This is a genomic window from Photobacterium japonica, from assembly GCF_050337005.1.
GTDB lineage: Bacteria > Pseudomonadota > Gammaproteobacteria > Enterobacterales > Vibrionaceae > Photobacterium > Photobacterium japonica.
The window spans coordinates 1-13,400 of the sequence record NZ_JAKJSN010000003.1 but is presented as its reverse complement, the minus strand read 5'-3'; the positions used below and the strand labels follow the sequence as shown (position 1 = coordinate 13,400).

The following is a 13,400-nucleotide window of genomic DNA, read 5'->3' as shown; positions in this document are numbered from 1 at the left end:
CCTCTTCTCTCTGTATTGAAGGGAGGTTATTGATTTTTTATCAACGCCTTTACCACATCTAAGGTATACAGCTGACAATCAACGGCTGTCTGTGGATCAAAATCTTGCTTGTGTTGATCGGTATTAGAAAGAACACGGATACCGACAAAGGGCACTTTATACGCTTGTGCCACCAACGCTGCCGCTGACGTTTCCATTTCTTCAACAGACGTGCCTAGCGTGTTGTGGAACCAGTTGATACGGTCAACTTCTCGGTTCCATTCGTCTGCTGAACCAATCAAGCCTTTAACAACGTTACCCTTTTTGTAAACGTCTGCCTGCGAGTAAGCGATGTTAACCAGTTTCTCATCCGCTTTAAATTGTGGGTATTCAACAAACTCACCCTTTTCACGCAATCGCATGGTTACGTCGAAATTTTGCCATTGGGTCGGGTCGATACCTTGGCCTTTTTCTTTAAAGGACGTTTTGTACGCGCCCATGTTGAAGCTAGCCTCACCCACCACAATATCACCACGGTACAGTTTCGGATCGTGACCGCCAGACGTGCCTTGGTTGATAATGTATTTTGGATTGAAATGCTCAATACCGATCGTGGTGGAAGCCGCCGCGTTTGCTAGGCCGACTTCCGTGCGAGAAACGACAACCGGATAGCCGTCGATTTCACCTTGCCAAAACGTCCAAGAACCGACTGTCGTTTCCTTAGATTCTTTCAGTGCAGCAACCAACGTGCTGGTTTCGATGTCCATCGCACCTTGCACCAAGATAGGTTGCGGGGCAGCAAAAACCGAAAAAGACACAACAACAGGGGAAAGAGCAATCAAGCGCATAAACATAACGACATACTTATCAATAAAAAAAGAGTGCGTAATTTACCGATAGCAAACGTTTGCGTCAATCATGTTACGTTATTTTTCGCCAAAATATCACGCTTACTCAGCATGAAATTCAGCAATGACGAATGCAGAATCCGCGCAAAACTGAATATCATGCGCGCCTGACAGATAAAACCGATGCTTAGGCGCTCGCCCTACCTAGGCATTACCCCTCATACAACTCAAGCGGCAACCCATCTGGATCGCTAAAGAACGTGAATTGCTTGCCGGTCAGATCATCAGTACGGATAGGCTCAACCTCTATCCCGTGCGCCTGCAAATACTCAGCCGAAGCGGGCACTGACTTCACCACAAACGCCAAGTGTCTCAGCCCTTGTGCCTCCGGTTGGGACACGCGCTTTGGCGGCTCAGGAAAGGAAAACAATTCGATCTGGTTGCCATTGGGCAGCGCCAAATCCAACTTGTAGGACTGTCTGTGCTCACGGTAGGTTTCCGCGATCACTTTCAGCCCTAACACCTCGGTATAGAACGCTTTTGAACGTGGATAATCGGAACAAATGATCGCAACGTGATGAATACTTTCTAAAAACACCGAGCTACTCCTGTGCTAAAACACTAAGCCTAACGCGTTTAACTCTGCTTCGCATTGGGCAGCGTTGGCAAACTGAATCGCAGCCATGCCCACCGCTTCTGCACCTTGTACGTTATGCGGCATGTCATCAATAAATACCGTATCTGCGGCCACTAAATGATAATCAGACAGCAAAGCATGATAAATCTCAGGCTGAGGCTTTAACACGCCTTCTTCTGCTGATACAGTCGCGCCATCAAATAACGGCCAAAAGGTGTACGTCGCTTTTAAGTACGCCACAATATCATGCACGTTATCAGTTAAGGCATACACGCCGTACCCCGCTGCTTTGATACGCTCAATCAAATCCACCGTGCCATAAATCAGCAACTGGGTATGCTTCACGTAATAAAACAGCCGGTCGGCATCCAGTGCGGAAAACCCGAGATCCTGCTGATACTGCGCTTTGGCTTCGGCCTCGGTAATCAGGCCTTTATTGAGGTTCAGCCACGTGTCGGATTGGAAAATCGCTCTAGCCTTGGCTTCCACCTGTGCGTGGTCAGTGTCACCGAACGTAAGACGTGCAATCTCCAAGGGTGACCAGCGCACCACCACATTACCAATATCAAAAACCACCTGTTTAATCGGACCTGCTGCCATGGTGTCATCCTTTATTTGTGATTGAGCGTCGTGATAGGCTACCGAATTCCTTTCTGGATGCCATTCTCACCTCCCCGATCATTTTGTTAAGCACGCTGACGTGTTTAGTGTCAGCTTTTGGCCGCATGTGTGCCTTTTACCAGAGAAGGCTCTTCTGTCGTAAAACTTAAAACCCGCCCCACAATGAGGACACCTCAAATGACCAACGCTATTACATGCAACAACGATCTCCTCAAATGCCTCAGAGAACATTTTTACAGGCACGGGAGGATGCGCATAACCTGTACCGTTGCAATATTCACAAACCAAATGCCCCGAACTTGAATTGGGATCTCGAGATTCACCCTGCACTCTTCCCATTACGCAATGAGAACACAGAGGAATGACGAATGGGTTATGATCATTTTCTTCGGTAAAGTACTGAACATCGGTAAATGATAAGCCGAATACTATTGGATAATCGTCTACAATTTTGAGCACTTTTGATCCTTCCCTGATAAATGATGCAGCATCCCTTATTCAGGCTCTACCACTCTCAATCATGCCACTAGGATTACGCCTCAGCATCAATAGGCAAATCAAGAAACAATAGACAATGGATTAGCAACATGTCCGGTAAAATCGCCGCACTTTGGTGCGCATGTTTTTCATTGGTGATGACGTATTAAATTGAATCATACGCCCTAGCGTCCATTGCTCGTACCATGCCACACCGTATAATTCATCGTCACTTAAACGGGCAATCAGTAACTGTATGTCGCTCACCGTCGATTCAAGCTCAGCAAGCAACGCTTCATATTCCCAGTCATGGTAAGCTTGATGAAAACTATCGGCGAGTGATCCTAGCTGATTCCACTTGTACCCCGTTTCAGGAAAATCCACGTGCTGATTATTGGCTTTTCGATGATGCCATTTAAGCACGAGTTTTCCCCAACCGATCAAATATGCGGCGGTGTCACTCACACTAATGAGCGTACCTTTAACGTTTCCTTCTACACCCGGTTGACGCGCAAGACTGGCCGGAATAGCGCGATAATCCGCCATTAATTTGGGGAATATTGTATTAATGGCTAATGCCAATTCATCCTTGTTTTGGGGCACGGAAGACATATCTCTCTCCATTTTAATGGCTTGTGATGAGGCATTTTTAATCGTTAACTCTTAGTTGAAGTATGCCATCTTTTTCTTTGTTGCAAAAAATAACACAACACCACCAATCAAACCCGATAATGAGCTAATCAGTTCCACACCCATATATAAATTAATAAGAAATGCAAACATTACAACCGCATAAAACCCGTATATAGCTGGCTTTTTCCACATCCATACTCCAATGGCTAAAATAACATTAAATACACACATGCCACCTAGTAAGTAAATTATCCACAAAGGCATATTGGGGAAAATCGTTAATATCATCTCAGCATTGAAAAAATAACTAAATGCAGATAAAGGATTTACCACCATCATCAATATCAAAAACGTTGTTAATAAAAATCCACGTTTCTTCTCTGTATTCTCTTCCATCTTTAAAATGTCCTTTTTAACTTTATCAATACTCATAACAAATGGTATGGGCTTCCCTTTATTCAAACTCTGCCATACTAGTCAAATTTAAGTATGACAACGCACGAAAGCCGCCCTACAGCATTGTTCTATAAGAAGTTACGTCTCAGTATCCATAGAGAAGATCTGGCTGGCAATGCATTGAATGACAAAATCATTATCTTTATGAAAACTCAGGGGGCGATCAAACGTTCTTGCAACGGTTGCAAATATCCCGCCCTAATCATGGGTAAAAAGATACGGTGTAGGGCTTTCGCTGTAAGAAATGCCCATCAATACGTATGGGCATAACCGGTGAATACTGAGAGGTGGTATTGGGGGGGGATATACGGGAAAAAAACGAACACTCGCAAGAATAAAAGTCTTACTGTGTCTGCTCTACCACCGAAGACGTCGCCGCGGTTTTCGCCTGCAACCAAAGACCGGAAGCTTTCATGAGGTAACCAAATACGCCACCTAAGATCAACGACGGTACCACAAGCTGCCAATTACCATCGGCTGCAAACGTGGCGCATGAGCCAATGAAGGTACCAGGGATAAATGCCAACCATGCTTGCTTGGCTTGAATACACATGAAGAACGCAACAATCGCCGTAATGACGTAGCCAAGGATCTCTAACCCTGCGTAAGTCGACCCGTAGATGATCACCATGGCCCAAAACACACCGGACATATTAGTGATTAGGCTGATTGCCAAGCCTTTTAAACCACTTGTCGGGGAGGCAAAGTAACTGGTGCAGCCCAAAAAGCCCGCCCAAGATAACAAACCAAGGGATATCGCAATCCAGCCCCACACACCAGAGAGAATGCCAGTCGTAATAGAGATTGCTAAAAGTGTTGTCATGGTATGCTTACCCGCTTGCCAGTCTCGTACCGACTGAGTTCAGAGTCTGGATTCGAGTGCTGGTTTCAAATTGAAATCAAGCAGCCAATACTAGGCCATGTAGGGCAAGCACTTCGGTGATATTGATCACATAAAAGCCTATTTAGTTGCACGAATTGCACGCTCAAGACTATCTTCTGTGATCCGGTTCACCAACCCATCACTGTGCCTATCACCGTACCGATTCATGTGCCGTCGTTGACCTTCATTGACATGCAGACGATATGCAGACGATATGCATATGATGACTTATCATGGCATACACGCAGGTATCCCTCGCACATATCAATGGTAAACACCTTGTTACTCCGCTTGTTTGTAACTAAAATGACCAAATTAAAGACTGCTTTAAGGAGCTTTTAAATGACCTCTAGAATATTGGCTGATGTTGCTGCAAGTATTACTGAGTTTAAAGCAAACCCAATGAAGGTTGCTGCAAGTGCTTATGGTGAGCCGGTAGCCGTACTAAATCGAAACGAGCCCGCATTTTACTGTGTGCCAGCTGCTGCATACGAAATAATGATGGATAAACTTGAGGATATTGAGCTACTTGCCTTAGCAAAAGAGCGCGAGTCTGAATCAAGTATTTCAGTGAACATCGATGACTTATAATCTTGAATTTAAAAGTAGCGCACTTAAAGAGTGGAAAAAACTCGGCGCTACTTTGCAACAGCAATTTAAGAAGAAACTCATTGAGCGCTTGGCTAACCCACATGTTCCTGCATCCAAATTATCCGGCGCAGACAACATGTATAAGATCAAATTACGCCAATCTGTCTATCGCTTAGTGTACAAAGTGCAAGATGATGTCGTTATTGTTACCGTTTTAGCCGTAGGTAAGCGTGAACGTAGCGATGTGTACAGGAAAGGATAACAAGGCTCGACGACTGATTGCGGTATAACGAATGGCATGGACTCCCCCTCATCCAGACTCTGCCACACTTGATGAGCTTGGGCTCATAACCAACAAGCAAATCGCTGCACACATTGGTGTTTATAGTGGCATAGTAAGAATCACACGTCGCATAGAGTCAGACTATTGCCCAAAAAGCTCTATTTACGATTTTCTTTGCCATCTAAATACTCTGCATACTTTTTAGAAATTAGTTGATGTATATGAAGTCCTGTTTTACGAACAAGATACCAATCTATCGCAGCTAAAATGATGAAGCCTATTATCGTTCCCATCTGAAATCCTCCTTGTGCATCGAATCATAACTCTACCAAACCATTGGCAAACTTATGAAGCACTCATACTTGCGATTTTAAGAAAAAAAGCATAAGAAATGACATGGAGTCCCCCTCATCCGACTCTGCCACACTTGATGAGTCAGGCTCGATAAAATCTCGGAGGTCACCCTATCACTTTCACTCTATGGCATCGATTTAGCGCCATTCCACAAAGATTCGGCTTCAATATCCATGGCGAAGATATGACAGGCAATGCATTAACCCACAAAACAGCCTTTACAGCGTAAAACTCAAGGAGGGCGAGCACAAGTACGTACCGTGCTCTACATGGCTATCATGTCTGCGATGCAGGGAAACCGAAAAAAGTTGCCATTATTGCGTGTGTAAGGAGGATGGTTGTGATCCCTAATTCGATGCTTCGAGATGGCGTCATGTGGGACGAAAACATAGCCAGAAATTAGCTATTGACGCCATAGTCGTTTGTTATGTGCGTAGTTCGCTTATGAACGCCTTTGCCTTTTTGGGGCTTGTTATCCTTACGAATTTGATATGACTATACTTCGGATCATTAAGCAATTCTGTATATCGAGCTCTGTTTTTGCTGTACGTTTTCAACGTCCAAAGAATAATAGAGTCTTTGCTAAGAAAGGACTTTCTGAACGATTCAACATTGCCTGTTTTACCCCATAACTCCTGTTTGGTCGCTATGCGGACTAAAGCCCTTTTCACGGCTTGAAATAGTGTTCTTACAAATGAGTAATCAACCCAGACAATTGTATCGACTCTACTCCATTTGATTTCAGCGGTTCGGTTGTAGTTGCCATCAAGAACCCACTGTTCGTCACTCAACCTGTCAGCCAAGTTTGCAAAGAATTCTTCATCAGAAGATTCCTGCCAGTTAGGCTTCCAAAACAGGGCATCCATTTCCAAATATGGGTACTTGAGCTCACTCGCGAGCATGCGACTAAAAGTGCTTTTTCCACTACCACTAGTGCCTATTACATTTATTCTTTTCATCGCCTAACCTAATTTTTGTCCGAGCACATAACGAATGACATGAACTCCCCCTCATCCGGCTCTGCCACACTTGATGAGTCAGGTTCGATAAAATCTCGGAGGCCACCCTATCACTCTCTATCTATGGCATTGATCTAGCGCCATTCCAAAAGATTCGGCTTCAGTATCCATGGCGAAGATGCGACAGGCTACGTCTTGACCCACAAAACAGCCTTTACAACGTAAAACTCAGGGGGCGGTCTAAAGTTCTTGCAACGTTTGCTAATATCCCGCCAGCCCTCATTGGTATTGAAGCCTTCACTGGATCTGCTGTGCATTGGTTGTTCAAGCCCCTTTGCTTTGATTAGCCATCCCATTGTTGCGCATTAATACGAACAACAAAGTTGCTTACACCTGAGCCGAGCGTGAAACTAACTGGTGCAAAAGCAACCATTCGCTTTGAATAGTGCCTGCTCGGGTTAACCGATGTATGGCTAGGGGACGCCTAGACTGGCCCTGCGTAAAACTAGCAGGCAGCGGTGAGACCGCAGTAAGAGACCCTCAATATGTGTTTGTCGTAAGCGACGATAATCGACAGAGAGAAGTAGACGGCTTTGTTATTCGATTATATTGGCTGCTACGCACCCAAGGGGGACCGCTTTACCCCTTGACACCCCAAAGGCTCATCTGTTTTAGGCTTCTTTTTCGACCAAAGCTTGCTGCACCCTTTCTAGAGTAGATCGAGGCAGCTTAGTGTCAGTCAAAAGCTTCACATAATAACTGCTACATGCTTCTGAATTCACGAGAACATTACCATAGCGATCAAAATTAAATGCTGCAGAATCATATAGCCTGTGTAGATCACACCTCAAAACAATACCATTTGAGGGAATATCAGGACCTCCTCCAGCTACAGGTATAATGTGAGCGGCTTCAAGGACCGTGTTACTTTCTTCTCCAGTAAGAACACAACATTTATCGAGCTTCATTAATAATTTTCTGAATTGAGCTTGTTCTCTTTGTAACTTCGTTGAAGTTACTCTTCTACGTTGTGACGACTTTAAAGGGGAATCTAAGCGAACCCAGCGACAAACGCCATCATGTGAATGATCGACATCATCAATCCAATGAGCTTCACCTGAGTATTCATTAGGTTTTAAGATCAAGGTACTTGTACCCCAACATACTTCGTCAGGGTCAATATCTGTATTAACATTAGACTTATACTTTATTTTCACTTCAACCATGCCGTCTTCTAATTTGTTAATCTGTGGTTCGATAACGTAGTTATATTTATCACCAGAATCACATAGCTCCGATGATGAACGAACTAACCCAATAGATTCCAAGTTTTCATAATCGAACTCAATGACCTCTTGGGATTCTGACCAATATACAATTATGCCTTTTTCCATAAAGTCCCTACTTAACTAAATATAAAGTCTAACGAATGGCATGGACTCCCCCTCATCCAGACTCTGCCACACTTGAAGAGTCAAACACGATATATGTTCGGAGGTCATCATGTCACTTTCACTCTATGGCATCGATTTAGCCAAACATAGCTTCAGTATCCATGGCGAAGATGCGACAGGCTACGTCTTGACCCACAAAACAGCCTTTACAACGTAAAACTCAGGGGGCGGTCTAAAGTTCTTGAAACGTTTGCAAACATTCCGTCCGCTATCATTGGATGGAAGCCTGTGGCAGTGCCCATTATTGGGCGCGTGAATTAACAAAGCTTGGTCATACACCAAAAATCATGGCGGCCAAGTATGTGGCGCCTTTCAGAACGGGCGCCAAAAACGATCTTAACGATGCAGTAGCTATTTGTATCGCCGTTGCCCGTCCTTCAACGCGCTTCGTAAAAATCAAATCTCCCGAGCAGCAAGCGATTTTGATGCTTCATCGCGCCCGCGAAAATTGGGTACATGAACGCACGGCGTTACTTAACCAGATCCGCGCGATGATGGCTGAGTTTGGCATTATCGCCCCCACTGGGCGTCATGCTCTCCAACGCGCCATTCCCGATGCGCTGGAAGATGCCGAAAACCTACTGCCCGATTTAGCCAGAGCAATCATCGCTGATTGTTACGACCACCTTTTTGTACTCAACCAGCGCATTGACGATCAGGAACATTGCTTTGATATGCTGGTATCGCGCAGTCATAATGCCAAAAAGATAATGAAAGTGGCAGGTATCGGCCCCATTACTGCGACGGCAGTGATTGCTAGTATCGGCAAAGGCGAGCAGTTCGATAAAGGCAGAGCTAGATTTTAATAAACTTTGCTGCTTGGTTCGGATTAGTGCCGACCCAGTATTCCACGGGCGGTAAACCAAGGCTTGGGCGTATTACCAAAAAAGGTGATAAGTACCTTCGCACGCTACTCGTTCATGGTGCGCGGGCGGTGATTGCCAGTCTGGGCGACAAAACTGACCGACTCAGCCTGTGGTGTAAAGACTTGGTTGAGCGACGCGGTTTCAAACGCGCTATCGTGGCATTAGCCGCCAAAAATGCGCGAATTATCTGGTCGCTGTTACGTCACGACACCGACTACCAACCAATAAAAAATTAACGGATGTAGAAACCATTTGTGAGGGAGTCACAATCTTCACCGGGTCATTGCAATAGCCAATGATGATGTATGGTTAAGACCATTTGCGGGAAAACCTGATAATGCGGCGGGCACAAAAGATGCCTTCTAACGAATGAGGAACCGCAACCGCGTAGTGTCATCAGGGTCATGGCAAATAAGCCAATAAACAGACCGAATGTAGAGCGGCAGTCCCAAACCTTATATTACCTGACGCTGTTGTTGACAACCGGGGGAGTCCATGTAGCCCTGTTAAGGTGTGAGCAACGCAATACAAAAGCTGCCGCAAACCACCTTAACCACCATACGCAACGCATAGTAAAAGTGCCACGCGTTGCGAATCACTCTTAAACAGATTGTATGGATAATAAGCTTGTCATTTGGGTAATGTGAGACCCAAGCTTTAGCTGCAACTAAAGTTTCTTATGCGGTAGTTCGTTTAAACGCTGGCTCCTCTGTCGAGAGACCGATAACAAACATGAACGCCGCATAGGACTCCAAGCACAAACCTCGAATAGTCGACTGGGTCTCGAACCCGCATTTCGCAAGCAAGAGTTAGCTTATTATGAATACACGCACACATCAAAACATTCATGTCGGTGTTGATACAGGTAAGTCACAACTAGACATTTTTATTCGCCCACTTGATATCTTTTTTACTGTTAACAACGACGAAAAAGGTATCAAAGAGGCCATCAAAACAATCAAACAACATGTCCCACAGCGCGTTGTTGTCGAAGCAACTGGGCGTCTAGAAATGCCGTTCATCATTGCTTGTTCAGAAGCAAAACTTCCCTTTGTTATTGCCAACCCCATACATATTAAACGGTTCGCCGGAGCCATTGGTCAACGAGCTAAAACCGACAAATTAGATGCTAGACTCATTGCTCACTATAGCGAGGCCATTCAACCTAATCTGACGCAACTCAAACCTGAAAATATGCGTTTAATGAGTGATTTAGTCGCTCGCCGTCATCAACTGCTGACCATGCAAACCATGGAGAAAAACCGATTACAATCACTACCAAAACATCTGGCTAGCACCATCAACCCCGTGCTCACAACCTTTAAAAATCAGATAGAAAAAACTGAGCAAAAAATCCTATCTCTCATTGAATCATGCCCCGAGTATCAAAACAAAAATCGTCTTCTGCAAAGCGTTCCCGGCATCGGAAAAGTCGCAGCGGCATCCATCATTAGCAACGTTCCTGAGCTTGGACTTATAGCCAACAAACAAGCCGCTGCACTCATTGGTGTTGCCCCCATCAATCGAGAAAGTGGACGCTATAAAGGCAAGCGAGTCATTCAAGGGGGACGAGCACAAGTACGCACCGTGCTCTACATGGCCATGATGTCTGCGATGCAGTGTAACCCTGTTTTTAAAGCGACTTACCAGCGACTATTAGCCGCAGGTAAACCTAAGAAAGTCGCGATCATTGCATGCGTCAGAAAGATGGTAGTGATCTTAAATTCCATGCTGCGAGATGGYACCATATGGGATGAAAACAACGCCAAAAATTAATTATTGACGCCATAGTCGTTTGTTAAGCTTCAATTTCCTCGAGCTCATTTTCTACCCCAAACCAAGATGAAGTATCGATCTCAAATTCAGACTCATCTACGGTGATATCGCTTGGATCATCGACTGATAACGCGACAGACACACTGAATGGGTAATTTTCGGATAATGCAGTAAAATCCTCGCCTTTACCGTATTCTTGACTCACATACACCGTGCCTGAAACTGCTACAGTAATTCCATTGTCTTCTAGGTAAGTTACTTCCAGTTCTTCTGGTGATACTGAATCTACAATGACATTGCTAGCCAGTATGTCTAACTCACTAGGGAAATTGTTGATGATATAATCGAATATATGATCTTGGACTGTATCTGGAATGCTATTTACAACAAGGTTTTCCATTGAGTCGATCTCTTCAATAACCTCTCTAGAGCGTTGGATTATATACTTCATATCTGCGTAGAATTTTTTAGGGCAAGCTTTAAAATGCTTCTCTGTAATATGCGTGTATTTATTAAAAAAGTTGAACTCTTTAAGGTAGTCCTTGATGCTCTGATTTAGCTCTTCTAAGGTGAACTCGTCTAAATATGAATCAGATAAATATCCTTGAGCGCAGTACTTAAGCTTTTGGCGACGTGTAACATCAAATTTTTCACTTTCTTTTTCATACCATGATGCTTTCTTAACGACGCTATCAGGAGCCTTTCTATTTATTATCTGTAGTACAAGCTCTCTCATCGAGAACGCAAAATTATGAAACCGAAGTGGATTTCCATGTGAACAATAATTCCGCAAACTTGCTACAAACAAATCCCTTTCAAAGTCAGTAACCAACAACTCTTCAAAGTCTTTAATATAATCGTATTGTAAAAGGTGTTTTAATTTCATAATACTTTACCTATTTTATGAAGCTTAACRCCGCCATAATTTGTGCGCCCACAACACTAACCAAACCCACCACACTCCATACCAAAAATGCGGAGTGTAACGCATCAATTTAATGGCCTTGTTAGCTGCAAACTTACCGTAATCCAATCACTTAACTCTATCACAAGAGCCAAGGGGACTCGCCCAGCGAGCGCAATATTTCCGTTGAACATCACAACTAGAGCGCCTTTCACCTGCTGAGTTTCTGCATACATTGTGATAACGCTGACGGCTGCCATTTCACATGACGAAATCACAAACCGTGCCACCCACTTTATTAAGCACATGGAATGTTCAGCGCATGGGCTGCGGTACTCATTGAGGCGGAAACCATCAAAAATTTGAACGTTGAAATGCGAACCGCCGAGGCAATAAAACAAAGTGCCTGAGAAATGGCGCTTGATGAAACGACCTCACTTCAACCCGTCCAAATGCGATGCTAAATGGCAGACTTACACAGAAGCCAACTGCCGCAGCAAATACCCCTGCTGGCGTAGAGCCGAGGGAGCACTGAAATTATTTCCAAACACCGAGCTAAAGCCCTGCCAAGAATAGACAGCTAACGCCGCAATAACACGTGCGAAAGACCGACTTTCCAAACCAATTACACTCCAAACCGCGAATGCCGAATGTAAATAGCATCGTGTTGATTGCTTTGTTACACGATCTTTGTCAACGCTTTACTTTCATTGGTAAAGAACTGATTTACCAAGATTTGTTATTAAACGATTTTAATTAGACTGACTCAATTAAGCGAGCAAAATATCCAATCAACAGCAATAACTGTGAAACGAAACAATCCTTTTTCTAACACCATTTGTACGATTTGGTTTCAGCAAGTTTGGAGCTAATAAACCAAATATCTTTGCCACAATTGGGATTGAAAATGCTGCGAGTAAAACACTGATACAGACCGAAATGAGGCAAAACCATGAACAATTGAAGCCTGAATTGGTTTCTGAAATCCATGAACTTTTGGCAATAATGGTCAATTGCCGAAGCTGATAAGACGAATATTAAAAGGCAACAAAGAAAAAGGAAACCCACCTTACTTTCACGACTAAAAAACTAATGGCTCAATCGCTGAACTGAGCCAAAAAACTGCGATCTTAGAGTTCGTGTAACAACTTTATATATGGAATTGTTCTACGTTACAATTCCATATATCACCATTAGCACATGCTAACATTGAAGCTAAGCCATTGACACCAATACATTAATTTAATAATCAAAAGAGGAAATGTAGAATCATTCCACATAGTACATTCTACATTTTCCGCATCTGCGTAATGTCACAAATTAATGTAAACAACATGAACGTTTATTTTCACTACGCTGATGTTGACCCTACTGCACAAAGAAAGCAGCGTGTTCCCGTAGCAGGGCGTCCGCATGAGCGCTTAATTTTTAGCCATTGACATCAATCCGGCCACAAGGACTTGCTCCAAGAAGGCAGGTTTCATCATGCAGCGTTTCTGTTTCATCGGTACGCTAATCTTGGTTGGTTCAGCTCTGAGCATGTTAAGTGCCATGTGCCTTAACCCCGCCAAGTTTTCAGCTGCGTTTTCTCGGTAAATCTGGCAAGCATCTTCCCGCATACTGACATCTAAAATCCAATGCATGGACTCAATGCCCCAGTGGGCTCGGATAGCCTCTCC

At 44.1% G+C, this 13,400-nt stretch carries 13 protein-coding genes and 3 pseudogenes; 5 read left to right on the top strand and 11 right to left on the bottom strand.

Annotation, left to right across the window (positions count from 1 at the left end):
• Positions 1 to 26: 26 nt before the first annotated feature.
• From mtnN to L4C36_RS00295, 6 genes are all read right to left on the bottom strand, one after another.
• Positions 27 to 833: a 5'-methylthioadenosine/S-adenosylhomocysteine nucleosidase gene (gene mtnN, locus L4C36_RS00320; protein WP_428475803.1), complete on the bottom strand. Its 807-nt coding sequence runs from the start codon at positions 831 to 833 to the stop codon at positions 27 to 29.
• A 205-nt stretch (positions 834 to 1,038) separates the two neighbouring features.
• Positions 1,039 to 1,425 (bottom strand): SMU1112c/YaeR family gloxylase I-like metalloprotein, encoded by a 387-nt coding sequence (gloA2, locus tag L4C36_RS00315; protein ID WP_428475802.1) that lies wholly within the window; start codon positions 1,423 to 1,425, stop codon positions 1,039 to 1,041.
• A 15-nt stretch (positions 1,426 to 1,440) separates the two neighbouring features.
• Entirely contained in the window at positions 1,441 to 2,064 is a 624-nt protein-coding gene (locus tag L4C36_RS00310) for an HAD family hydrolase (RefSeq protein ID WP_428475801.1), read from the bottom strand.
• A 600-nt stretch (positions 2,065 to 2,664) separates the two neighbouring features.
• Complete coding sequence (locus L4C36_RS00305; RefSeq protein WP_428475800.1) at positions 2,665 to 3,174, bottom strand: ClbS/DfsB family four-helix bundle protein; 510 nt, start codon at positions 3,172 to 3,174, stop codon at positions 2,665 to 2,667.
• Between the two features lie 51 nt (positions 3,175 to 3,225).
• Complete coding sequence (locus L4C36_RS00300) at positions 3,226 to 3,591, bottom strand: hypothetical protein (protein WP_428475799.1); 366 nt, start codon at positions 3,589 to 3,591, stop codon at positions 3,226 to 3,228.
• 403 nt (positions 3,592 to 3,994) lie between these two features.
• Entirely contained in the window at positions 3,995 to 4,474 is a 480-nt protein-coding gene (locus L4C36_RS00295; RefSeq protein ID WP_428475798.1) for a DUF1097 domain-containing protein, read from the bottom strand.
• Positions 4,475 to 4,876: 402 nt separating this feature from the next.
• On the opposite strand from L4C36_RS00295, the gene L4C36_RS00290 reads away from it, so the two are divergent.
• Together L4C36_RS00290 and L4C36_RS00285 are read left to right on the top strand one after the other, a co-directional pair.
• Positions 4,877 to 5,125: a type II toxin-antitoxin system Phd/YefM family antitoxin gene (locus L4C36_RS00290; protein WP_428475797.1), complete on the top strand. Its 249-nt coding sequence runs from the start codon at positions 4,877 to 4,879 to the stop codon at positions 5,123 to 5,125.
• A pseudogene (locus L4C36_RS00285) lies at positions 5,115 to 5,404 on the top strand (type II toxin-antitoxin system RelE family toxin). The gene L4C36_RS00290 and the pseudogene L4C36_RS00285 overlap by 11 nt, the downstream one beginning before the upstream one ends.
• 162 nt (positions 5,405 to 5,566) lie before the next feature.
• Here the strand turns inward: L4C36_RS00285 and L4C36_RS00280 are convergent.
• Positions 5,567 to 5,701 (bottom strand): hypothetical protein, encoded by a 135-nt coding sequence (locus L4C36_RS00280; RefSeq protein ID WP_428475796.1) that lies wholly within the window; start codon positions 5,699 to 5,701, stop codon positions 5,567 to 5,569.
• A 282-nt stretch (positions 5,702 to 5,983) separates the two neighbouring features.
• On the opposite strand from L4C36_RS00280, the pseudogene L4C36_RS00275 reads away from it, so the two are divergent.
• Positions 5,984 to 6,165: pseudogene (locus tag L4C36_RS00275) on the top strand (IS110 family transposase); the annotation flags it as partial.
• A gap of 22 nt (positions 6,166 to 6,187) precedes the next feature.
• Here the strand turns inward: L4C36_RS00275 and L4C36_RS00270 are convergent.
• Both L4C36_RS00270 and L4C36_RS00265 read right to left on the bottom strand, forming a co-directional pair.
• Positions 6,188 to 6,721, bottom strand: a complete 534-nt coding sequence (locus L4C36_RS00270; RefSeq protein ID WP_104041650.1) for a shikimate kinase — start codon at positions 6,719 to 6,721, stop codon at positions 6,188 to 6,190.
• 671 nt (positions 6,722 to 7,392) lie between these two features.
• Positions 7,393 to 8,115 carry an HNH endonuclease gene (locus L4C36_RS00265; RefSeq protein WP_428475795.1) on the bottom strand — a complete coding sequence of 241 codons (723 nt, stop codon included), beginning with the start codon at positions 8,113 to 8,115 and terminating at the stop codon, positions 7,393 to 7,395.
• Between the two features lie 109 nt (positions 8,116 to 8,224).
• On the opposite strand from L4C36_RS00265, the pseudogene L4C36_RS00260 reads away from it, so the two are divergent.
• Positions 8,225 to 9,277, top strand: a pseudogene (locus L4C36_RS00260) (IS110 family RNA-guided transposase).
• 583 nt (positions 9,278 to 9,860) lie between these two features.
• The gene (locus L4C36_RS00255) at positions 9,861 to 10,817 is read left to right on the top strand and encodes an IS110 family RNA-guided transposase (RefSeq protein WP_428475794.1); all 957 of its coding nucleotides are present in this window, start codon (positions 9,861 to 9,863) and stop codon (positions 10,815 to 10,817) included.
• A gap of 22 nt (positions 10,818 to 10,839) precedes the next feature.
• Here L4C36_RS00255 and L4C36_RS00250 read toward each other — a convergent pair whose 3' ends face one another.
• Positions 10,840 to 11,703: a pPIWI-associating nuclease domain-containing protein gene (locus L4C36_RS00250; RefSeq protein ID WP_428475793.1), complete on the bottom strand. Its 864-nt coding sequence runs from the start codon at positions 11,701 to 11,703 to the stop codon at positions 10,840 to 10,842.
• Between the two features lie 1,439 nt (positions 11,704 to 13,142).
• A partial coding sequence (locus L4C36_RS00245) for an ISAs1 family transposase (RefSeq protein ID WP_428475792.1) occupies positions 13,143 to 13,400 on the bottom strand: 258 nt, incomplete at its 5' end.